20 protein-coding genes and 1 other RNA gene are annotated in these 22,077 nt (G+C 52.1%); 14 read left to right on the top strand and 7 right to left on the bottom strand.

All coding sequences use genetic code 11. From position 1 onward, the window contains the following. Positions 1 to 151: 151 nt before the first annotated feature. Both CCASEI_RS10440 and CCASEI_RS10435 read left to right on the top strand, forming a co-directional pair. A complete protein-coding gene (locus CCASEI_RS10440) occupies positions 152 to 457 on the top strand; it encodes a hypothetical protein (protein ID WP_025387952.1) in 306 nt (101 codons plus the stop codon). Positions 458 to 793: 336 nt separating this feature from the next. Beyond that, positions 794 to 1,960 carry a S1 family peptidase gene (locus tag CCASEI_RS10435; protein ID WP_404825246.1) on the top strand — a complete coding sequence of 389 codons (1,167 nt, stop codon included), beginning with the start codon at positions 794 to 796 and terminating at the stop codon, positions 1,958 to 1,960. Positions 1,961 to 2,187: 227 nt separating this feature from the next. Here CCASEI_RS10435 and CCASEI_RS10430 read toward each other — a convergent pair whose 3' ends face one another. The 4 genes from CCASEI_RS10430 to CCASEI_RS10415 all read right to left on the bottom strand — a co-directional run bounded on the left by CCASEI_RS10430 (position 2,188) and on the right by CCASEI_RS10415 (position 4,566). Continuing rightward, positions 2,188 to 2,625, bottom strand: a complete 438-nt coding sequence (locus CCASEI_RS10430; protein ID WP_139017220.1) for a hypothetical protein — start codon at positions 2,623 to 2,625, stop codon at positions 2,188 to 2,190. 32 nt (positions 2,626 to 2,657) lie between these two features. Continuing rightward, complete coding sequence (locus tag CCASEI_RS10425) at positions 2,658 to 2,870, bottom strand: hypothetical protein (RefSeq protein WP_006823437.1); 213 nt, start codon at positions 2,868 to 2,870, stop codon at positions 2,658 to 2,660. An 87-nt stretch (positions 2,871 to 2,957) separates the two neighbouring features. Further along, positions 2,958 to 3,740, bottom strand: a complete 783-nt coding sequence (gene hisN, locus CCASEI_RS10420; RefSeq protein WP_006823436.1) for a histidinol-phosphatase — start codon at positions 3,738 to 3,740, stop codon at positions 2,958 to 2,960. Further along, on the bottom strand, positions 3,733 to 4,566 hold the full coding sequence (locus tag CCASEI_RS10415; protein WP_025387950.1) for an inositol monophosphatase family protein: 834 nt from the start codon (positions 4,564 to 4,566) through the stop codon (positions 3,733 to 3,735). Before CCASEI_RS10415 ends, hisN begins: the two co-directional genes overlap by 8 nt. Positions 4,567 to 4,636: 70 nt before the next feature. Between CCASEI_RS10415 and prfB the strand changes: the two genes are divergently transcribed. The 5 genes from prfB (at position 4,637) to ssrA (ending at position 8,560) form a co-directional block, all read left to right on the top strand. Then, on the top strand, positions 4,637 to 5,737 hold the full coding sequence (prfB, locus tag CCASEI_RS10410) for a peptide chain release factor 2 (RefSeq protein WP_025387949.1): 1,101 nt from the start codon (positions 4,637 to 4,639) through the stop codon (positions 5,735 to 5,737). A gap of 84 nt (positions 5,738 to 5,821) precedes the next feature. Further along, positions 5,822 to 6,508 carry a cell division ATP-binding protein FtsE gene (gene ftsE / locus CCASEI_RS10405; protein WP_025387948.1) on the top strand — a complete coding sequence of 229 codons (687 nt, stop codon included), beginning with the start codon at positions 5,822 to 5,824 and terminating at the stop codon, positions 6,506 to 6,508. A 5-nt stretch (positions 6,509 to 6,513) separates the two neighbouring features. Then, entirely contained in the window at positions 6,514 to 7,416 is a 903-nt protein-coding gene (gene ftsX / locus CCASEI_RS10400) for a permease-like cell division protein FtsX (RefSeq protein WP_025387947.1), read from the top strand. A 120-nt stretch (positions 7,417 to 7,536) separates the two neighbouring features. Then, positions 7,537 to 8,046, top strand: coding sequence for an SsrA-binding protein SmpB (gene smpB / locus CCASEI_RS10395; protein ID WP_025387946.1), 510 nt, complete (start codon positions 7,537 to 7,539; stop codon positions 8,044 to 8,046). A 133-nt stretch (positions 8,047 to 8,179) separates the two neighbouring features. Beyond that, positions 8,180 to 8,560, top strand: a transfer-messenger RNA (tmRNA) gene (ssrA, locus tag CCASEI_RS14800). A gap of 667 nt (positions 8,561 to 9,227) precedes the next feature. Here ssrA and CCASEI_RS10390 read toward each other — a convergent pair. From CCASEI_RS10390 to CCASEI_RS10380, 3 genes are read right to left on the bottom strand one after another with little or no spacing between them, the layout of a single operon-like run. After that, positions 9,228 to 9,896 (bottom strand): hypothetical protein, encoded by a 669-nt coding sequence (locus CCASEI_RS10390; RefSeq protein WP_025387945.1) that lies wholly within the window; start codon positions 9,894 to 9,896, stop codon positions 9,228 to 9,230. Positions 9,897 to 9,907: 11 nt separating this feature from the next. After that, on the bottom strand, positions 9,908 to 11,224 hold the full coding sequence (locus CCASEI_RS10385) for a hypothetical protein (RefSeq protein ID WP_006823429.1): 1,317 nt from the start codon (positions 11,222 to 11,224) through the stop codon (positions 9,908 to 9,910). Continuing rightward, positions 11,221 to 12,204 carry an ATP-binding cassette domain-containing protein gene (locus CCASEI_RS10380; RefSeq protein WP_050808132.1) on the bottom strand — a complete coding sequence of 328 codons (984 nt, stop codon included), beginning with the start codon at positions 12,202 to 12,204 and terminating at the stop codon, positions 11,221 to 11,223. The genes CCASEI_RS10385 and CCASEI_RS10380 overlap by 4 nt, the downstream gene beginning before the upstream one ends. A gap of 1,740 nt (positions 12,205 to 13,944) precedes the next feature. Here CCASEI_RS10380 and CCASEI_RS10370 point away from each other — a divergent pair. The 7 genes from CCASEI_RS10370 to CCASEI_RS10340 all read left to right on the top strand — a co-directional run bounded on the left by CCASEI_RS10370 (position 13,945) and on the right by CCASEI_RS10340 (position 22,064). Beyond that, positions 13,945 to 15,021 carry a sensor histidine kinase gene (locus CCASEI_RS10370; RefSeq protein WP_025387942.1) on the top strand — a complete coding sequence of 359 codons (1,077 nt, stop codon included), beginning with the start codon at positions 13,945 to 13,947 and terminating at the stop codon, positions 15,019 to 15,021. 126 nt (positions 15,022 to 15,147) lie between these two features. Then, positions 15,148 to 15,804 carry a response regulator gene (locus CCASEI_RS10365; RefSeq protein WP_006823426.1) on the top strand — a complete coding sequence of 219 codons (657 nt, stop codon included), beginning with the start codon at positions 15,148 to 15,150 and terminating at the stop codon, positions 15,802 to 15,804. A 51-nt stretch (positions 15,805 to 15,855) separates the two neighbouring features. After that, the gene (locus CCASEI_RS10360; RefSeq protein WP_006823425.1) at positions 15,856 to 16,215 is read left to right on the top strand and encodes a DUF488 domain-containing protein; all 360 of its coding nucleotides are present in this window, start codon (positions 15,856 to 15,858) and stop codon (positions 16,213 to 16,215) included. A 253-nt stretch (positions 16,216 to 16,468) separates the two neighbouring features. After that, positions 16,469 to 18,175: an AbgT family transporter gene (locus CCASEI_RS10355; protein WP_006823424.1), complete on the top strand. Its 1,707-nt coding sequence runs from the start codon at positions 16,469 to 16,471 to the stop codon at positions 18,173 to 18,175. Between the two features lies 1 nt (position 18,176). Beyond that, positions 18,177 to 19,580 carry a M20 family metallopeptidase gene (locus CCASEI_RS10350; protein WP_025387940.1) on the top strand — a complete coding sequence of 468 codons (1,404 nt, stop codon included), beginning with the start codon at positions 18,177 to 18,179 and terminating at the stop codon, positions 19,578 to 19,580. Positions 19,581 to 19,871: 291 nt separating this feature from the next. After that, positions 19,872 to 20,915 carry a siderophore ABC transporter substrate-binding protein gene (locus CCASEI_RS10345; RefSeq protein ID WP_025387939.1) on the top strand — a complete coding sequence of 348 codons (1,044 nt, stop codon included), beginning with the start codon at positions 19,872 to 19,874 and terminating at the stop codon, positions 20,913 to 20,915. A 117-nt stretch (positions 20,916 to 21,032) separates the two neighbouring features. Next, a complete protein-coding gene (locus CCASEI_RS10340) occupies positions 21,033 to 22,064 on the top strand; it encodes an ABC transporter permease (protein WP_025387938.1) in 1,032 nt (343 codons plus the stop codon). The last annotated feature ends 13 nt before the right edge of the window (positions 22,065 to 22,077 follow it).

Genomic DNA, 22,077 nt, shown 5'->3' with positions numbered 1-22,077 from the left:
AACTGCGCCGCTCGAGCTTCGGCAGTTATGTGACCTTAATCAAATTCACCTCTCTCATGGTTGTGGATCACTTTCCGAAAGTCATTGGTAATGCGTTGAAGATCTGTTTGACATATGTCGCACAAAGAAATGGATAGGTAGATTGAAGTTCATGATTGAGCGAAAATTGCCGGCGTTGATTTTTGGCAACGTGGTTATCGAGTCATCGTTATTGGGAGGCGAACTCCGGGTATATGGCGAAGATTGGTGTTCTTATTCCACGGGTGGGGGCCGGGCTGTCCAACTGAAGTATCCCCTCGACGAAATGCGGTCAAAGGTGGATGCGGAGACGGCGCAGCAGTTTAGTGAGCAATTGCTGCAGCATGTAGAAGATGGGCTGGAGGCGACGTATACAGGTGGGGTCGAGCGTGCGAAGTGGGAACTGTGTCGATGGCTCCTGCGAGATGAAGACGTGTGAACGCAGGAGTAGCTGAGTTAAAGCGCGGCGGACGTGCGAAGCCTGAATCTTTGGGTTTCCTGTGGGAACAAGTCACGATCGGGGGTACTCGAAGGTGTATTACATGGTTGTGAGCTATCTCAAGTAGTGGGCAATTACCTGCGGTTTTGGGATCTGCTATTGAAAACCCGCAGGTGGGAATTCGGGTGGATTGTCACGGGAGTGTAACGCTGAGGAATTTTGGGCGACGCGGGGTGTTTGCTCGTGACATGATGGGGGAGCTCGTGCGGTGTGATGCTGCACTGGGAATTATGTGTGTGTGAGACGTGGAAATGAGGCAATAAGCTTATGCGCTGTATGCCGCACCTAAAAAGGGTCTTAGTGGGCTCGGCCTTTGCGGGTGCATTTTTTATTGGAGCCCCAGCTGCGGGAGCTGCTGAACTACCAAATCCGGTCATTGATTCGGCAGGATTTGTAGATCATGTTCGTGGGGAGCTGTCGAACTTCGGCGTTGAGGCCCCTGAGGTAGATACTCAGGTAACTGACGCCGTTGATGACGCGCTGCACCAGGTAGTTCCGCAGGAAATGCCGCAGGTACCGGATGTGCCTCAGGTACCTGAAATTCAAGCGCCAGCGGTGCCTGAGTCAGTAGCGCCTGAAGTTGATGTGGTAGAAGAATTCGCTACTGAGGTCTATAACCAGACTGAAGTGCTGACTAACCCGAACCCGATTGGATTGCAGGAAGCAACCCAGCCGGAGTTTAAGCCAGTACTGGTGGACCCGAACTATGTATGGCGCAACGACATGTTCTCCAAGGTTGCCGCAGGCAAGCCTTTTGAAGAGTTCGTGCTGCACCGTGCACCGGGTTCTTACTTCGATGCACCTCGTGTGCCCGAAGAATCCAATCAGTCCATGACCAGCGGCAAGTCCTTGTACGGTCCGGGCACTCCGATCTACATCAATGATCAGACCATGTGCACCCTGACCATGGCAGGTACTGACGCTGAAGGTCGCAAGGTTGGCCTGACTGCTGGTCACTGCGCCAACGTAGGTGACTCTGTGGCATCTGCTGACTCCTGGCAGGTTGGCCCAACCGGCACCGTCGTGTCCAAGAGCGATGAACTGGATTACGCAGTCATCGAGCTGGGCTCCGATGCTGAGGTCACCAACTCCTACAACGGCGTTACCGCAACCGGTGTTGGCGGAACCGTCAACCCAGGTGATGTTGTCTGCAAACGTGGCGTTGCAACCGGCACCACCTGCGGCATGACCTTTATGAATGGCAACAACATTCAACTCAACCAGGTATGTGCCACCGTCGGTGACTCTGGTGCCCCAGTGTTCAAGGATGGCCGAATCGTTGGTTCAATCTCCGGCGGTTACCGGCCAGGCAACGTTGGTGTTTCGTGCGTGACCCCTCTGCAGGGTGCGCTGCACGTTCCAACCGTTGCATCTGATTCCAAGGCAGTAGTCGCGGATATGAACCGCCGCGGCGGAGTAGGCGCAGGCTTTAAGTTGGCCTAGCACTACGCACTGTTTAAACAACAAGGAAGTCCTCGAAGTTATTGCTTCGAGGACTTCCTTGTATGTGCATCGCACTTACAAGAGCAAAACCACGTCAAGGCATGCTTGCTTGCCGATGCGTCGGCGTTTCCTCTTGAATCGGCTTGTAGTCCCTTTCAGGTGGGGTTTAAATCAGATCCATCGCTCCCATCGTGCTCAAGTTATGCGTGTTCAAAGATGACTGCGGGCTAGTTGCCGAAGTCAGTCAACGTCCATATTGAGTCTGGCTGGATGAGCGTGAAGTCGAGCGTGGCTGAGATTGGTTCCAAGGTCAAGGACTGAGAGCTTGAATTTGTGGGGTTACATAAGTCCATTTCTGAGCGCGCGAAGCGAATCCATTTCTCATTGCGGTCGTCGGATGCGAGGTAGAGGTAGTTCTCATCTTCTGAAAGTCCATTGTCCGGAATGGGGGAATCTTCCGTGCCAAGAGCATCATCAACAGCATGCTGGGGCGAATATGGGCAGACGGTGGCGAATTCGGCCCACTCCGGCCCGTAGATGTCGCGCAGGATGGCGGTGGCATCGGCGGGTTCACCCGCGATGTTGCTTTCAAAAGTCTTCAGGTGCGCCAGCAAAGGATCGTTTGCGCCGCACGAGACCAGAGCAAGCGCGGCAACTGTGGTCAAAGCAGCTACCGGAAAGGTTTTGGTGTGGCGCATCACTGTTCGGAAGGCGCTGTCCCGGAAGCATCAGGCTTCGGACGGTTGGTTCTGTACACAATCCAAGCGAAGAAAACCCCGAGCGCGACAAACACAATCGGAGCAATGGCATCGGAATGTTGCAAACCTATATAGCCGCCAACGAAGACTGCCATGACGAAAACGATGAGTGCTTTGATGATGGCATTTCGCGACTGTTGTGAGTCGGACATGAAAAGCCCCCTTTCTTTTCCAGCGTGCTTCAAGCACATCACAATTGCCGGGGTGGGGCAATAGCGTAGAAGAAAGGGGGAGTGAAGCTACTTGTTGAGCTTGCTCAAGACTTTCTCGTGCAGCAGGCCGTTGGTGGCAATGGCAGAGCCACCGGCGGGGCCTTCATTGCCGTCGAGGTCGGTGAAGGTGCCGCCGGCTTCAGTGACCAGCAGCGATGGTGCAGCCAGGTCCCAGAGGGAGACCTCGGGTTCGGTGGCGATGTCCACAGCGCCTTCAGCAACCAGGCAGTAGTTCCAGAAGTCGCCGTAGCCGCGCAGGCGCCAGGTGGATTCGGTCAGGTTGATGAAGTTATTGAGCATGTTGCGCTCGCCCCAGCCAGACAGGGAGGAAAACGCCAGGGAGGCATCGTAAAGACGGGAGACTTCAGAGACCTTCAGTTGCTTTGGCTCACCACACCAGACGCGGAATGCGCCAGCGCCTTTCGATGCATACCAGCGGCGACGCAACGCCGGCGCTGACACGACAGACACCACCGGAACGCCATCTTCCAGAAGCGAAATCAGTGTCGCCCAGACCGGCACGCCTCGAACGTAGTTCTTGGTGCCGTCAATCGGGTCAATGACCCACTGGCGTCCTTTGGTCACAGCATCCCCGCCGAATTCCTCGCCTAGTACCTCATCTTGCGGGCGGGCCTTCTTTAATTCGGCGCGTAGCTTTTTCTCACACGCCAAATCAGCGTCCGATACAGGTGTCATATCGGGCTTTTCTTTGACCGAAAGGTCGGAGGCCTCAAAGCGGTGCATGGTCACAACATCGGCGTGACCTGCTAGTTCTAGCGCTAATCCGAGGTCTTCTTTGTACTTACCCACGAAGCATGTTCTCCATTTCCGAAACTACCTGCTGGTTGCCAGCGATACACCATTCAACTCCACCGGCTTCAACTTTGGAAGTCGCACCCCCGGCAGCGTGTACTAATGCCTGGCCAGGCAGCCAATCCCAGTCCGGAACGGTGTGCTGAATCCATGCCCCCATCGTGCCATCGGCCACGGTGGACAGGTCCACAGAACCTGCACCCAGCATCCGCACGGAGGCAAAGTTCTGTGCCACGGACTGCCATGCGCCACGGATGGCATCGTCAGCCATAAAGCGTGGATGCAAGTAGGTGGCGAGGCAAATCTGCGACGCCGGAGCATCGACAAGCTGTGCAACGGCGTTATTATCCCGCGAGGTGGGGAAGTCCCTGCCGCCGAACCACGTGTAGCCCATTGCCGGGCGATGCACTGCACCCAGCACGGTGCCGTCCTCATCAGTCAATGCCAACGCCGAGCACCAGTAGTCGGAGCCGTTGGTGAAGTTATAGGTGCCATCGACTGGATCGATGACCCAGGTACGCCCCGACTTGGACTCACGCTGCGCGCCTTCCTCACCGATGATGCCGTCATCGCCGCGGATGGCCTCCAACACGCCTGCGACGAATTTTTCTGCCGCGCGGTCTGCTTCGGTCACGACATCGGACACGGATGTCTTTTGCTCGGTGGAAATGCCCTGTTCACGCATGCGCCACGCCAAACGCCCGGCGTTGTACACCAAAGCCTGGGCAAGGTGTGCATCCGAGTCATCGACGTGCGCGACGATGAAAGTCTTGGTGATAGCTGCGAGCATCTCTTCAAAAGTGGGCTGAGCTGATTCAGTCATAGAAGCTATTGTTGTCGCTTTATCAGGTGATTGCGAATTGAAATGCTCCCGCGCGGTAGACTCTAGTGCCATGCAACCGGATATTTCTGCAGCGATTGATGATCTTTCTGCCACCTTGACCACTATTGAAAAGGTCATGGATCCGCGTGCGCTTGAAGAACGGGCGCGTGAGCTGGAAGCTCAGGCCGGTGATCCATCACTGTGGGATGACCCAAACCATGCGCAGAAAGTTACCTCGGAGCTGTCCTCGACCCAGAGCAAGCTCAAGAAACTGTCATCGCTGCGGCAGCGCTTGGATGATCTGCCGGTGATGTATGAGCTTGCAGAAGAGGAAGGCGATGCATCGCTTGTCGATGAAGAACTTGCCGACCTGCGCGAAGCCATCGAATCTTTGGAAGTAACAACCATGCTTTCTGGAGAATATGACCAGCGTGAAGCAGTGATTAATATCCGCTCTGGCGCCGGTGGCGTGGATGCGGCGGACTGGGCGGAGATGCTCATGCGCATGTACACCCGCTGGGCAGATAAGCACGGGCACAAGGTGGATGTCTATGACATTTCTTATGCCGAAGAAGCCGGCATCAAGTCGGCGACTTTTGTAGTCCACGGTGAATATATGTACGGCACGTTGTCCGTCGAACAAGGCGCACACCGCTTGGTGCGCTTGTCGCCCTTTGATAACCAAAACCGCCGGCAGACTTCCTTCGCCGAGGTCGAGGTTTTGCCCGTCGTGGAGCAGACTGACTCTATTGAGATCCCCGATGCGGAAGTCCGCGTGGATGTCTACCGCTCTTCAGGCCCTGGCGGACAGTCCGTCAACACCACGGACTCGGCAGTGCGCTTAACGCACGTGCCCACGGGCATTGTGGTGACCTGTCAGAATGAGAAATCGCAGATTCAAAATAAGGCGTCTGCGATGCGCGTGCTGCAGGCGAAGCTGTTGGAGCGCAAGCGCCAAGAAGAGCGCGCCGAAATGGATGCACTCGGTGCCGGCGGTAATGCATCGTGGGGTAATCAGATGCGCTCTTATGTCCTGCATCCTTATCAAATGGTCAAGGACCTGCGCACTAACCATGAAGTGGGCGATCCATCGAAGGTACTCGACGGCGATATTGATGACTTCCTCGAAGCAGGCATTCGCTGGCGCATGGCAGAGATGCGCGAAGCCTGAAAGGCAGATGGGCACGGGCTGTAAATACTGAATAAACCTGTATTTTAGTTTTCGTACGCATCTAATGTTGCTAGTGTTGCACCTGTGATCACGTTCGAGAATGTAACCAAGGTTTATTCCACCTCCACCAGACCGGCCTTAAATGATGTGTCTTTTAAGATCGAAGACGGCGAATTCGTCTTCCTCATTGGCCCGTCTGGTTCTGGTAAATCCACGTTCTTGCAGCTGATGGTGCGTGAGACGAACCTTACGGCCGGCGATATTTACTTCAATGACTTCCACGTTAATCAGCTCAAAGGCACAGAAATTAACAAGCTGCGCCAATCCATTGGCTATGTCTTCCAGGATTTCCGCCTGCTGCCCAAGCTTGATGTGTACTCCAACGTGGCTTTCGCGTTGGAAGTGATTGGGAAGAAGAAAAGCCGCATCGAAAAGCAAGTGCCTGAGGTACTTGACATGGTTGGCTTGGGGACGAAAGCCCACCGCATGCCAGCTGAGCTATCCGGTGGTGAACAGCAGCGCGTTGCTGTGGCGCGAGCTTTTGTAAACCGCCCGAAGTTGCTGCTTGCCGATGAGCCCACCGGCAACCTGGACCCTGGCACCGCTGATGAAATTTTGACCTTGCTCAATCAAATCAACCGCCACGGCACTACCGTGGTGATGTCCACGCACAATGCGCGTGCCGTTAATGATGCACGTCAGCGAGTTATTGAGCTGAGCAATGGCAACCTGGCGCGCGATGAGCACAACGCGGAATACGGAGAGGCTTAAAAACAATGCAGATTAAATTTGTTCTCCGTGAAGCTTTCAAAGGTTTAGGCCGCAACCTTACCATGACCATCGCGCTGGTGATTACCACCGCGATTTCAGTCGCGCTGGTGGTAGCCGGTGTCTTGGTGTCGAATATGGCGCGCGAAACCCAAGCGATTTATCTCGAGCGCGTCGAGGTGATGATTCAGCTGGATGAAGAAATCTCCAACACTGACCAGGACTGTTCTACTGACGCCTGTGTCGAGGTTAAAGAGCTGCTGGAAGCTGATGACGGGGTAGAGACAGTAACTTATCGCTCCCGTGAGGACTCTTATCAGCGCTTTGTCGAAGTCTTCCAAGACACCGACCCAGTGCTGGTAGAAGAAACTTCCCCTGATGCATTGCCAGCTGCGCTGCATGTGCGACTAGTTAACCCGACCGATACCGCGCCGATTGATGCAGTGCGTGACCTACCGCAGGTGGACACCATCGTTGACCAAGTCGAAGAAGTGCGTTCGGCGACGGATAACCTTAACTCGATTCGAAATGCCACCTTCTTGCTGGCATTTGTGCAAGCGGTTGCTGCCATCTTCTTGATTGCGAACATGGTGCAGATCGCCGCCTATAACCGTTCCACGGAAATTGGCATCATGCGCATGGTGGGTGCTTCTCGCTGGATCACCCAGGCACCATTCGTATTGGAAGCGGTGGTGGCATCGTTTATCGGTGTGGTTCTGGCCGGACTTGGCGTCTTTGCCGCGAAGTCTACGATCGTGGATTCTTCGCTTGCATCCCTGTACGAATCTCAGCTGCTGGCGCCGATTCGAACCTCTGATATTTGGGTCTCGTGGCCACTGGTTGGCATTGCCGCTATTTTGGCTGCGGCGATTACGGCCTCGGTTACTTTGCGGGCCTACGTGCGCAAATAGTGCGACTGACTTCGCGCTGCTAACCGCCAGCACCAAATTCAATACGAAAGAACGGACAAGCATTATGTTGTCCGTTCTTTTCTTGAATAGCAGCCCTTAGTGCAGGTAGGGTTAATTATTATGGCTAAAAAGGGCAAGAAGAAAAAGAATGCGGTAGGCGCTGACGGTACTCAAACGTTGGCGACTAACCGGCGTGCCCGCCATGACTATAAAATTCTCGAGGAATTCGAGTGTGGCATTGTCTTGCTGGGCACGGAAATTAAATCACTACGTGAAGGCAAGATTTCTCTAACCGATGCTTTTGCAACCGTAGATAACGGTGAGGTTTTCCTGCGCAATCTGCATATTCCGGAGTACTCCATGGGCTCGTGGACGAACCATTCGCCTAAGCGCACCCGGAAGTTGTTGTTGCACCGTCGTGAAATCGACAAAATCATGGGCCAAGTCCGTGATGGCAATAAGACCCTGATTCCGCTGAAGGTTTACCTGCGCAACGGTTATGCAAAGTTAGAGTTGGGTCTTGCCCAAGGTAAACAAGACTACGACAAGCGCGAGGACATCAAGCGCCGCGACCAGGACCGGGACATCACGCGTGAGCTTGGCCGGCGTATCAAGGGCATCAACGCCTAATTGCTTCGCCGAGGAAAGCTGAAAGCAGGTTTGCTGGCGAGAGCTTCGCTTGCGCCGCAAGCTTGTGGGAATGAACCGTGCTGCTGTAGTGTTGTAACGACTGTAGGAAGATGCACATCCCGCCTACAGCAATGGGGTTGATTTGGTTTCGACTTCGCTCATTGAGCCAGGGGAAGCGTGCCGGTGAAGGCTAGAGACCACCGTTAAGCGTCGTAGCAACCAATAAACGCAGAGAAGAACTCTCAGCGTGACTACGCCCTCGCTGCCTAATTACAGCGACGCGTGTCTGTCAGCCTAGGTTTTGTTCCTGACCTAGAACCTGGCATCGACTAGGGAACTTGCCGTCTGGCTGGGTCGACAGGACCAGACGGGACTTCTACTGGCGACTGGGCTCATCATCCGGAACGTGTTCGTCCGAGCCGGAGAGCCGAGCAGAGATCCCGCGCGAACTGCGCACGGAGAAGCCCTGGCAAGATGACGGAGGACCCGGGTTCAAGTCCCGGCAACTCCACTTATAGCATTTCCCCTGGTCGTTATTGACCGGGGGTTTTGTTATGTCTGTGCTGGTAGTGCCTATGATAGTGGCATGCCACAAGTGGCCATGAGTGAACTTGAACCGTATTGGTTACTGGAAAGTTACGGGAAGTATTTCCATTACGATTCCCGGAGCCGGGAAGAACTTCCGCCATGGCTACTAAAAGACGCGCCCGGCGTGATTTCGGCACCGTCCTTAAAAAGGGCAAAAGATTTTATGCGGAATACACCGGCATCGATGGAGCGCAGCACATGCCCGGGCATAGTTTCGGCACCTGTACCGATGCAGACGGCTGGGGATGTGTAAACGATTGATTAGTCGCTGACTGAGCGGCCCTTACCTCCTCAGTCACGGCATAACCCAAACAATTGCAGACGACTACGGTCGAATCTGTCGTCCATCCCATGACAACGTGCTGATCGCTTTTCAGGGAAACGTCACGAGCACTTTGGAACATCGAAGGTGGCGATATGTCTCACGACATGACATCGCCGCCTTAAACAAAATCCGAATGGCCCAGTTATCACCATCTATCCGGAGCGCGCGTACCAACTAAGCCAAAATGGCAATGTGTGCATTTCACTTGCCGTCGTGCTTCTTAAAGTCAGAAGCTGCGTATTGCAAATTTCCATAGAATTTAAGAAGGTTATCCATGAACTCTCTCGAAATCCACTGCGCTACGACTCAAGCCGGCGGTTCGATATTGAATGACTCCCGCCACAACTACAGCGAGCGACGTTGTGATGATATGCGGCCATGAAAACCAGGGTCCTGGTTGTTTGAAATAGTCTAACGGCCACAGATGAATCGTATGATCTACGTAGAGAGGCGTCATACCCGCAACCCATAAAAGGATCACGAAAGGGATACCCCGAAGTCTTCCAATGAACGGGATAATAATTGCCGTTACAGCCGCGATGAGGGTGCTGTTGTTGACAATGAGACCGCTTTCAGGAACTTCCACGTATATCGCTCCCGTGGCACCTTTCAGAAAAATTACTTGAAATATGATGGCAGCTGAGGTGGCGATGATAAGCACTATGAATAGCGCACAAACGTAGCGAGCCAATGCTAGTTTTTTCGCGCGGGTTCGCCAGATATCTACACTTGGCATCGTTGGAACAATTAATGCCATGACAGCAATCGCGGTTAGATTTGTGAGAATTTCGATATGTGCAATGGGGACAGTTTCTAAGCCAACCTCAATTAGCACGAAACTCCCGTCCCCGAGACCCCAATTCATAATTGGAATACAAATCAGCAGGAGAACCAGTGGAATCGTTGGGATCGACTTTCGAAGAGCACTAAACGGCATGTATAAACTCCTTAACCCGTTACAGCGTCGAGCATCTCGTACGTGCCGTTGCATGAATGGATTTCGTCCCAATGCGAAGAGAGGAATGCACTAGCCATTTCGTGAGAAGCTTCATCAAGTGGGTTGTAAGCCTCACGAATCTCACCATCTTCATTTACAGCCATGTATAAGTATCCATAGCTTTCTAAATTTTTCGAGGTTGCTCCAGATTCCGTGATTAAGTAGGCTGCAACACGTTCTGCAACGTACGCCCCTTCGGAATTAGCAGTTGTGCAGTTTGAACTTCCCACGATGTGCATCGCGAAATCGGAATAGTCCGCTTTTCTTTCATCTCCAACAATTCTGAGTATTTTTGAGTCAGGGTCTTTCCGCAAAGAGCCTGAATTGTACTCATTCATGTTGACCGGTGCAGTTTCGGCAGGAGCAAGCGTAAGCATTGCATTTGCCTCTTCCACCATATCCGGCAACGCAAGTTGATCAGCTTGATTAACACATATTACGGATCCGTTATTGGTGGTTTTACAAACATCATTTTCTGCCTGGTGTGGCTGCCCAATTGTGCCCTGGACTCCGATAAGGAGCACTGAGACTAGGGCTATCCCTGAAATAGCGACGCCGCTTTGTCGAGCTACAGGTTGATTGCGCATTTTGTAAATCACTACCCACAGCAGCAACACCAGGAGTCCAGCAGCACAAATAGCGAGCGGCATTGGAACAAAATGGTTATATACGTTGAACTGGTTGAATAAGCCTTGATACGGTGCGCGCGCCGGGACGAGCGCCCATACTGATTGACTGTTCGTCGCAATTACAAATACAAAATACGCTATAGGGGCCATCACGATTGCCGCTATGGTGGAAGGGAAAGCGCTGAGGGCTTTGCCAACAAACACTGCGACCAGAGACATGGAAAACGTGAATGTCGCACACGTGATAACCGTTAAGATGAATTCAACAGGAAAGCTCTCATTGTCGACAGTTGCCCTTAAAATCAGCGGTAACTGTCCCAAAACCAGCATCAGAATGCTGTATACGCTGAGGGTCAAAGCAACGCGAACTAACTGGCTGAAAGGCGTGATTTTCCCCAACCCGGTATTTGTGATGACCCGTGGAGCAGCGAGCGATGCCGCGTTATACGCACTGCAAATGCTGACGAAAGTTCCTGAAAGAAAGGTCAGCCAACGAACGGTGCTGTCAATATCTGGCCATCGGACATAGGAAACGCTAAAGCCAGTAATGCTGTAATAGAGGGAGAACCCCAAGGCAACAGCAAGGCTTATTAATCCAAGAGCAGGTAGAGCTGGTGAGCCCAATTTCCGCACGATCACAACGCGTCCTCCTCTTGACTACTGATTGAAGCACGTTGAGAGACAAATGCGAGTGCGTTTTCAAGCTTATCTGAAGAATTCAGGCTGTTGTCAGTAGCAGCAGCGGCAGAAAGTTCATGCCACGTTCCGTGAAAAACAGCTCGTCCTTCGTGGAGAGCCAAAGTCTTTTGGCTAAGGCCCTCTACGTCGTCGATAAGGTGTGTTGAAATCACAATGGTTGCTTGCTGAGCGAGAGCCTGTAGAATCTCGCGGATTTCCAAGCGGGATTGTGGGTCAAGGCCTGCAGTAGGTTCATCGAGAAACAGTATATCTGGACGATGAATCAGTGCTGCGGCAATTCCAAGGCGTCGGTTTTGACCACCAGAAAGAGACCCTACCTTTTCCTTGGCCTTCAAACTGAGGCCGACTAGCTGAAGTACTTCTGGTATCCGCGGTTGAGCCTGACTTCGGGACATGCCGGACACCCATGCTGCGTAAGCGAGCGCTTCATCGCACTTCATGCCGGATACAAACCGCACATCTTGCGGAACATAGCCAATGCAGTCGCGGTAGTCTTCAGAAGACTTGAAACCTATGGTTTCGCCATTGTGTTGTAGAGTTCCAGAAGTAGGGGAATCAATAGTGGCAAGAATTTTCAGCAGAGTCGTCTTACCGCTACCGTTCGCTCCAATGAGCGTTGTGATGCCACGCTCGAAGGTCGCGGAAACTTGGTCTAGCGCGACCTTTTTCCCGCTGACTCCTGAAAATATACGTGTTATATCGTATGCTTTTAACACTTGGTTTCCCTCCTTAAGGAATCTGGCGCCGGATAATAGAATCCGACGCCAGAAATAGTAAATATAAGTTACGAGCGAAAGTGTGGGATTAACAAGCGCCTCTGTTATCGCCGCGAAGAACTGTTCCCGTTGAGCTGACGATCCTGCCATGGTAAGTGCCAGCCCCTTGACACGCCCCATATGCTCGAGCCGTCTGGTTTCCATAACCCGTGACGCTACCAAGCACAGCGTCTGGGAGAAGTGCACGGTGTTTTCTGAGTTCAACTGTGAACGTCGCAGTATTTAGGCAATTCTCACGGGCGCCCTGAACTCCTAGCCAATTGGTGTTCATATCCCATCCGACATCCCAAATCACCAGGCGACAACTTCCTGCAGGACCGGTTTCTTTCTTTGCAAAGGTTTGGAATCCGGTCGTGTCCTCAACGGATTTCGATTCTTCGTGACTGGACCATGAAGGTGGTACAGCCTCAGGGGAAAAGTTAGGGTGAGCATTTGCTGAACCAATTGTTGTGGTAAAGCCGATAATGCTGGCACAAATTGCAGCTAAAGCACGGTGTTTCATGCTGGAAGCCTTTCTGCTCGAAGATTCCAACTATCCCTCCTATCCCTCGAGCGATAGTGAATATGGATTGAGTGGCTTTAAGGTGGCCCCTCACAGGGAAAGCGTATTTCTTGCGAAGTTTTCTAGCAATAGAATTAGTATTAGTTGATAAACCTGTGTCAATAATGAATTTTCTATTGTATTTCGATCCTGTTTAGACTAAAGGTCGACAGATGTTCGTTACCTTCGGGCATTAGATTCCGGAGATAGAACGTGAGCTCGGACTTGCTTGACGTATCGAATATCTCGTTGAATTTTCGGATTCTCCTATTGATTGAGGCGCAAGAGTAGTTCGTTAACCTCGCTATTCTCACGGTTTTGAGATCTGCACTTAGATGCCTAAGTATCTCGAGGTCATCGTCAGTGAAGCGGGGTAGAAAGGATCGAAATAGTGATCCTTTGGGTGAGCTAATGAGACCAGTGAGCAAGGAGGATGAGACTCCAAAACCATGCCTAATTGTTGAGGTGAGACACCGTTCAATTGCCGCTGCGGAGTCCGTCGTGCAGGCGAATCCGCAATTTGGCGAGTCGGAAAGGATCTGCTCAAACCCCTTGCTGAAGCCAGGCAGCAGTACCAGAGTTGGCGATCGAGAGTTTAAGAATGTCGTGAGTTCTAATATATTTGTGTCTGAACTGGAGGCCAACTCAATGACGCCAATAGACGTCGGTGAATGGTCTAGCCATTTGCGCGCATCTTCAAGGTCATTTATATGGGCAAATCTCCCTATTTTAAGGTATTGATTGTTGCACAGCTTCCAGCTGGAGCTGGAGCTGGAGCTGCTTGAAACAAATATTCCGTTGTTTGGCATAGCGAAGTTCCTTTGGTGTCTATGCAGTTACTATCTTGTGGTTGCGGCGCAAGGCTTTCTGGAAATAATTCCTTGAAAAGTGCACGGCCATTTGTTCTTGTGTAGCAAATTTGTTTGTATCTGAGGGCTGTGATGGTTTCTTGCCTTGGCTAAGCGATGTTGCAGACATGGTTGCATATTAGCCCGGCTTGAGCCTCAAAAACTCGGGGAATGATTGAATGGCGGTAGAAAGGTAACTTAAGTTCCCTCAGCGCTTTGACCATTGAAATGGCTCAGTCGTGACTGGCGAATCTGAGCTCTGGATGTCGATGCCTTGCCTTTTAGGAAGCGATACCAAGAATCTTTTATATCTTTGATGTCTGGGTGTTGCTATTCTAGATATGGGTATACTTCGAGCGCATTGGAGTTTCGGAAAATTGTGGATACGGAACATTTGCCGCTGGGAAGCAACCCAAAATGGCATTTGTACTAATCATTCGGTGTATAAAAGGTCTGTGGCTTTTACCCCTGATGGTTCCAAGAGCAAGGGTGGGTATGAATAGCAATTCCAAAGCAAAAATTGCATGGGGTATCGCGGCTTTTACTACCCTGGGTGTGATCGTTGAAGTCACTTTTCGAATTGACGAAATCACCTGGCAGCAGGCTTCACTAGCTCTTGCTGCGGGAGGCCCGATACCAGCTGCTGTTTACCTGCCGGCTTGGTATTCGGTGGTAGGTGTATCCATTATTCAATTCTTATCGGGGTACTACTTCGCTACCGTGCATCCAGTTTTGTTCTTCCTTTCGTGGATTCCGGTGATCGCAATCTTGTGGTTTCGTGGAAAAAACCTTGGGGCTCTTCTAGTTACGATAGTGCTGGTTTATATCAATAGCATTGCGCCTGAGGTTGGTGACTGGCAACCGGATTTTAACTCCGCTATCTTTATGGTGGTTTTCATGGGAGTGCTTTTAGCTTTCTTTGAACTGGTTCTGCGCATCGAAAATGCTCGAAAAGAAGAAGCGGAACGCTCTGTTCAAATGGCAATTTCGTTACACACGCAAGTTGCTGGATCTTTAACAAAAGTCCTGATCGAGCTAGAGAAGTCGCCAGACTATTTTCAATCCAAGGAGACTCGGGGGTCGCTCGAGATTGAAATTCGAAATGCCCTGCTGTCAACGAGACAATTACTGGAGATACTTACGAAACCAAAAGGAAATGGTCAGGGCAAAGTTGCAACGGCAGAGTATTTTTCTGACGCCTTGGATATGGCAGTCCATGAATTGGAGGACAATGGGTTTAATGTAATAGAGCAACCTCGGGAACGGACCCAGGTGAAGTTGAAGTCAGACCTCCAGGCAGTGATTGCGGCGATTTTCGCGGAGTTAGCTAACAACCTGCTGAAGTACGCAGATGTTAATCGGCCAGTCCTGCTCAATGTCATAAGTTTGAACTCAGACGTTCAGGTTACTTTTAGCAATTTCCTCAGGGCAGAAGAATTTGATGCGTTGAAGAGCTCTGGGTTAGGTCTCTCCATAATAAAAGACATGATTACCTCCATCGGGGGCCAGATACATTCGGGACTTGAGTCGCCGGAACAATGGAAAACAACAATAATAATTCCGTTAGCTTAAAGACAGGATTGAAAATGAGCTTTTTTTCGATAACTAATTTATTTATTTCGACTGTTTCTTTCGGTTATACCGACCCAGCCGCAACTTTTTGTCAGAAGTTCCCCGCTCTTCCGATATGCGCGAAAAATGGATAGTAAAGCAATCAGGATTCTGCTTGTTGAAGACGATGTGATGCTCCAGCGGAGTTTACTTAAATACCTGTCTGGAGAAGCGGGTTTAGAGATCGTTGGCACGGCGACGAATGGATTTCACGCTTTAGAGATTCTGGAGCGTTGCTCAGTCGACGTTGTAGTTTCAGATCTTCGGATGCCTGGAATGGATGGGGTTGAGCTATTTCAAAGGCTGAAGGATAAGCAGGATGGCCCCCGGTTCATCGCAATCACTGCCCACGACAGGGATGAAGCCATGCTGGAGCTGCTTCGAAATGGTGCCAATGGATACATAGTAAAAGGTGACAGTATCAAGGAAATCAGTCGTAGTATTTACGCTGCAATGCATGGTGAAACTGTCGTCTCGTCTTCTGCTATGACTAGGCTCCTGACGCGTGTGGAAAACGCAACTGAACGTCCGACATCGCCCGATACCAGTGGTTTAGCCCCGACGGCAGCTCGCATTTTAGATCTTGTATGTCTTGGTCGGTCGAATCAGAAAATTTCTGAGGAGATTGGGATGAACATTGCCTCTGTAAAGAAGCAAGTATCGGGATTACTGAAATACTTCGAAGTGAGCTCACGTTCAGAGCTAATCGTATCGATGCATCGTCAAGGCTACATGGCTAAATAATAGGTGGAAGATTTGCTGTTGCACTAGAGTACGCGTGGAAGGGTTGCTCGCATGATTAAGATAGTAAAGGTACATGACTACGTCTCGGGCAAAGAAACTGCGCCGGGCAAGAAAGTCTTGGTGGACAGGTTGTGGCCACGCGGGGTGAAGAAAGAAGACTTGCCGGGTCATTGGCTCAAAGAAGTGGCGCCGTCGCCGGATCTGCGCAAATGGTTCGACCATGATGAAGACAAATTCAAAGAATTTTCTAAGCGCTATAAGGAGGAGCTGACCGAGGCAGATTCCAGTGGCAATGAAGACTTGGCCACGTTGCAGGAGATGGTTGATGACGGTGATGTCTCGCTGATGTACGCGGCCAAAGACCACGATATTAATCACGCGGTGGTGCTGAAAGAATGGCTGGAGAGCTGACTAGAATCTGCTTCATGGGGTGAATAAATCGGGGGCAAACGCGATACGCAGCTGATTTTTCACAGAATTAGCTAAATATCGTCGTTAATAGGGGTTTTCATGCATTAATAGGGGCTAGATGCGGGGGAGGGCATTGGTAACAGATTGGTACCGCGACCCACACATCGGTTGCGACGTGGTTTAAGTCTCATTAGTTTGGCTGGATACGCTGTTGCAAAATGTATGACGCCTAACTGGACTAAAGGAGAGCGCCATGGCCGATGATAAAAAGCATGCACCCCATGACGATCTAGAAAACTCAGGAGCAACTGAGAACGTCGGGGAATCCAGTTCGTCTGTGAAGACATCGACAAGCGAGCATGACCCGTACCAAGACAACCAGTCGACTGGTACCAAGTGGCTGGATAAATTCTTAAACGGTATTGAATACCTAGGCAATAAGCTGCCCGAACCATTTACTATCTTCCTTGGGTTATTCCTGCTAACAGGTATCTTGTCCACCATCTTTGCGTGGCAAAACATCACCTTCCAAGTGCCAGGCAGCGATGAAGTGCAAGAGATTCACGGCCTGTTTACTGGTGAGGGAATGACGTGGCTGACCACCACAATGGGCGAGAACTACCTCGGCTTCCCGCCGCTGGTTACCGTGCTGCCCATTCTGTTGGGTGTGGGTATCGCGGAGCGCTCCGGCATGCTCTCAGCGCTGATTCGCAAGCTCTTTGGCTCAGCGCGCCCTGCCGTCCTGCCTTATGCGGTTGGTGTTATCGGTGTGACTGGCTCCGTTATGGGCGACGCCGCCTTCGTGGTCATCCCGCCGCTGGCAGCGATGGTGTTTAAAGCAGCGAACCGTCACCCGGTAGCGGGTCTATTGGGTGGTTTCGCCGCCGTCGGTGCGGGCTATTCCACGGCGCTGGTGCCAACCTCGTTGGATGCTTTGTTCGCTGGTATTTCAACCGCGGTGATGGAAACTTTGCCGGACTTTGACTTCCAGGAAGTCACGGCAGTGTCCAACTACTTCTTTAATATTGCATCCTCGATTGTGCTGGGGCTGATTGCCGGTTGGCTCATCGATAAGGTCCTGGAACCACGCATGTGGCGCCAGGATGTCCCGACTGAAGAGGATATTGACCCAGAAGAGGCCAAGGAACGCGGCGACCGCGATGCCGAGGGCAACGAACTCTCCGCTGAGCTATCTGCCGAAGAATCCCGCGGCCTGGTGTGGTCCGTTATTTCCATCGTTATTTTGACTGCGATCATTCTGGCAGCCGTCTTGGTGCCAGGTTCCCCATGGCGCAATGAAGAAGGCGGCTTCTTACCATCCTCGCCGCTACTAAGTTCCATCGTCTTTATTATCTTCGCGTACTTCATCGTCATGGGCCTGGTCTACGGCTACGTGGTCAAAACCATCCGGGGCATGAAAGACGTTGTGGATATGATGGGTCAGTCTTTGGCTTCCATGATGGGATTTTTGGTGCTGGCATTTATCTTGGGCCAGTTCATCGCGCTGTTCTCCTGGACCGGCATTGGTACCTACAGTGCGGTGAAGGGCGCAGCATTCCTGGAGCAAATCGGTCTTACCGGCTTCCCAGCGATCCTGGCGTTCTGTGTCCTAGCATCGCTGCTGAACCTGCTGATTATTTCCGGTTCTTCCATGTGGACTCTGATGGCGTCTGTATTCGTTCCGATGTTCGCCTTGCTAGGCTACGAGCCAGCCTTCATTCAGGCCGCTTTCCGCGTGGGTGACTCCGCAACGCAGATTATTACCCCGCTGAATCCCTACCTGATTGTGATGTTAGGTCTCTTGCAGCGCTATGAACCGCGCGCCGGAATTGGTACCTTGATGGCGCGTCTGATTCCTTTTGTTATCCCATTCTGGGTAGCGTGGGCGGTACTGTTAGGGGTGTGGTACTTCGTTGACCTGCCGCTTGGCCCTGGAAATGGCGTTATGATCGGTAGCTAACATGTGTACTGAAAATTCTGGTCATTTTGATAATCCGGGTCTGCGGCACCCGCAAGTGCCCTCGACTGCCTTCTTGGACGCCACGTCGGATTTGATTGAAGCAAGGGTGACGGCTGCGCAAAAAGCACAAGGAGAGCAAGAGCTGCGCCTAGATGCCTACCCACAGCAGCAAGAGCTGTGGGCGGCAGTGGATAGCTATGTCGCGAGAATCCAGAGAGACCTCGATTTCATCGTTGAGGATCTGCACGCGCACCCAGAGCTAGCCTTTGAGGAAGTGCGCTCGCAACAAGTGCTCGCCAAAGTGCTTAAAGACCATGGGCACCATGTTGAACTTGGCGTGTACGGTGTCAGCACAGCCTTCGAATCTTCGGTGCAAACCCCGGGCTTTGATGCTGACAAGGATCCGAGCATCGTGATTATGGCGGAATATGATGCGCTGCCAGAAATTGGTCATGCCTGCGGACACAATATAATTGCCGCATCTGGCGTGGGTGCATACCTGGCAGCGGCGAAGGTGCTTTCTTCGCAGGCCGCGGAAGGTATTGAGGGCAGGATTGTTTTACAGGGCACACCTGCTGAAGAAGGCCATACCGGCAAGGAGTACATGATTCGCGGCGGCAGTTTGGAAGGCATCGATGCTGCGGTAATGATCCACGGCTTTGGCTATGACATCGCTTCACACGCGTGGGTGGGGCGTCGTTCCGCCACGGTGCGTTTCCATGGGGTAGCAGCGCATGCCAGCTCCCAACCCTATATGGGAAAAAATGCTCTCGATGCGGCATCTTTGGCGTACCAGGGTCTAGGCCTTTTCCGTCAGCAGATGCCGCCGAGCGATAGGTTGCATGCCATCATCACAGCGGGTGGACACCGGCCGTCGATTATCCCGGCGGAATCGACCATCGAGCTATACGTTCGCTCTTTAGGTGTGGACACGTTGATGGACATTTCCCAGCGTGTTAATGAAATCGTGGAGGGTGCAGCGCTGATGGCGGGTTGTGGGTTTGAGATTCAGTGGGATCCGCACCCGATGTCGTTGCCGGTGCGCAATAACCCATCGATGGCTGCACGCTGGGCGGATACCCAAACCCAACGTGGCAGGGTAGCGCTGCCAGAGGGGACGGTGCCAGATACGCTGGCGGCATCGACAGACTTTGGCAATGTGTCCCAGCGCGTGCCGGGTATTCATCCCATGGTCAAGGTTTCTCCCGATGACGTGGCATTGCACACTGAGGCATTCGCGGCGTGGGCTAAGACCCCAGAGGCAAAGAAGGCCGCAGCCGACTCCGCTGTAGGATTGGCTCAGGTCACGCTAGATTTGCTTGCCGATGCTCCCTTGCTTGCCCAGGCTAAATCTGAGTTTGAACTTGCTGGTGGGGTAGTGGCGGTAGATGATCTAATCGCATAATTGGCCGTTTCAGGTGAGCCATATGTCACAACATCTTGGGAGCTATTTCCATTTCATCCAGTGGGAAAGGGGTAGAGCACTGGCGCTTTGCACCCTAGTTCCACCTGAAGGCTGATTAGGGGGTGCAACTTCTGGTGGGTTCCGCTACCCCCGATCATGAATTTTGGTCTTGTAACTAATCCTTGCCTCAGTTAGGTTAGCCTTGTCAGAGCTTGGGGAAAACAAATACTTTCTACTAGATCCCTTAAAGCCCGGAATGAATACTTTACTGAGAAAGGTTTACCTACAACCATGAAGATCCGTCACGCCCTCGTGGCTTCTGTTGCTGCTGCATCCCTCGTGTTGGCATCCTGCTCCAACTCTGAGACTGACTCCACTGGCGCAGCTGCAGAGACCACCGCTTCTGATCCCTCCGCATCCGAAGACTCAACCGATGAAGCAGCTGCCGGCGAAGGTGAACTGGTTGTTGAAGACAACTTCGGTGAGAAGACCATCTCCCTGCCAGTAGAGAACCCAGTTGTCACCGACAACCGCGCATTCGAGCTTCTTGCAGAGTGGGATGTTGAGCTGGCTGCTGCACCAATTGGCCTGATTCCAGACACTTTGTCCGATAAGTACAACGAAGACACCATCGAGTTTGATCTTGGTTCCCACCGCGAGCCAGACCTGGAGCAGATTGTTGCAGCACAGCCTGACCTGATCTGGAATGGCCAGCGTTTCTCCCAGCACGGCGAAGACATCGAAGAGCTTGCTCCGGAGGCAACCCTCGTTGACTTCACCCCACGTGATGAAGAGCCACTCGATGCAGAGCTGATTCGCCTGACTGAGAACCTGGGTCAGATCTTCGGCCACGAGGATGAGGCACAGGCTCACATTGATGAGTTTAACGAGGCTCTGGAGCGTGCGAAGGAGGCGTACGATCCAGAAAAGTCCGTCATGGCGGTTAACACTTCCGGTGGCGAGATCAACTACATTGCTCCATCCATTGGTCGTACCTGGGGCCCACTGTTTGACCTGATTGGCTTCACCCCATCCCTCGAGGTTGAAGGTGGTTCTTCCAACCACGAAGGTGATGACATCTCTGTTGAGGCAATTGCAGAGTCCAACCCTGATTACCTGGTGGTTCTGGACCGTGACGCAGCTATTTCTTCCGAAGAGCCAGATTACTCCCCAGCATCTGACCTGATTGCTGACAGCGCTGCGCTGCAGAACGTCACTGCAATTCGGGAGGACAACATCGTTATCGCTCCTACCGACACCTACATCAACGAGAACATCGTGACCTACACCGAGATTCTCAACCTCATCGCTGACGCATTTGAGGCTCAGAACTAAGAGCCCTGTTGCAGCTTGAGTTAAGCTGCAAAATCCAATGCGATGAAAACCGGTTGACCTTGGGAAATTTAAACCCTGAGGCCCCAACCGGTTTTCCGTTTGAAAAGGTAAATAATTATGGATAACTCCTCGAGCTCGGCGCCAGCAGCAGATGCGCCGGCAGCGGGTACTGAGACGGTAGTCCCGCAGCGCCGCTCCCGCGGAAAGCTCTGGAACTGGAAGCTGTCGGTGGCAACATTAGGTACTATCATCTTGCTGTTGATCTCGTTGTCAGTAGGCGAGTACAGCATTTTGACCAGCGACTTTGGCTGGGAGATGTTCGGCATTACCCGCATCCCTAGGACAATCGCACTTATCCTTGCTGGTGCAGCAATGGCCATTTGTGGTTTGGTCATGCAGCTTCTTACTCAGAACCGTTTCGTCGAACCATCTACCACCGGTACTACTGAGTGGGCCGGCCTGGGCCTGTTGACCTGTTTAATTCTGTTCCCACAGTCTTCCGTTCTGGTCAAGATGATTGTCGCCGTTGTTTTCGCGTTTATCGGAACGATGATCTTCTTCCTGTTCCTACGCAGGGTTACCCTCCGCTCGTCCATGGTTGTCCCGATCGTGGGCATCATGCTTGGCGCGGTTGTGAGTGCAGTATCTTCCTTTATCGCACTGGCAACTGATGCTCTCCAGCAGCTCGGAATCTGGTTCATGGGTTCATTTACTTCGGTCTACAAGGGTCAGTATGAAGTCCTGTGGGTAGTTCTGTTCGTTGTGATCGCGGTATTTATCTTTGCTGACAAACTGACAGCAGCAGGTCTGGGTGAGGATATCGCGACAAACATTGGGTTGAACTACAACCAGGTTTTGCTTCTGGGTACAGCCTTGGTCTCCATCGCAACTGGTGTTGTCACCGTTGTCGTGGGCGCGTTGCCATTTTTGGGTCTGATTGTTCCTAACATCGTCAGCATGTTCCGTGGTGATGACCTGCGCTCCAACCTTCCATGGGTATTGCTCTTGGGTATCACGATTGTGACCCTGTGTGACCTTCTTGGGCGAACCATCATCTCGCCTTTTGAAATGCCAGTTTCTGTCATTTTGGGCATCGTCGGTGCAGTAGTCTTTGTCGGACTGATTGTGAGGTCAACCCGTGACAAATAAAATAGAGGCCAGC

Origin of the sequence: Corynebacterium casei LMG S-19264 (genome assembly GCF_000550785.1) — a bacterium.
In the GTDB taxonomy this organism is placed as follows: domain Bacteria; phylum Actinomycetota; class Actinomycetes; order Mycobacteriales; family Mycobacteriaceae; genus Corynebacterium; species Corynebacterium casei.
The sequence above is the reverse complement of the archived record's forward strand: the minus strand, read 5'-3'. Positions and strand labels throughout refer to the sequence as shown.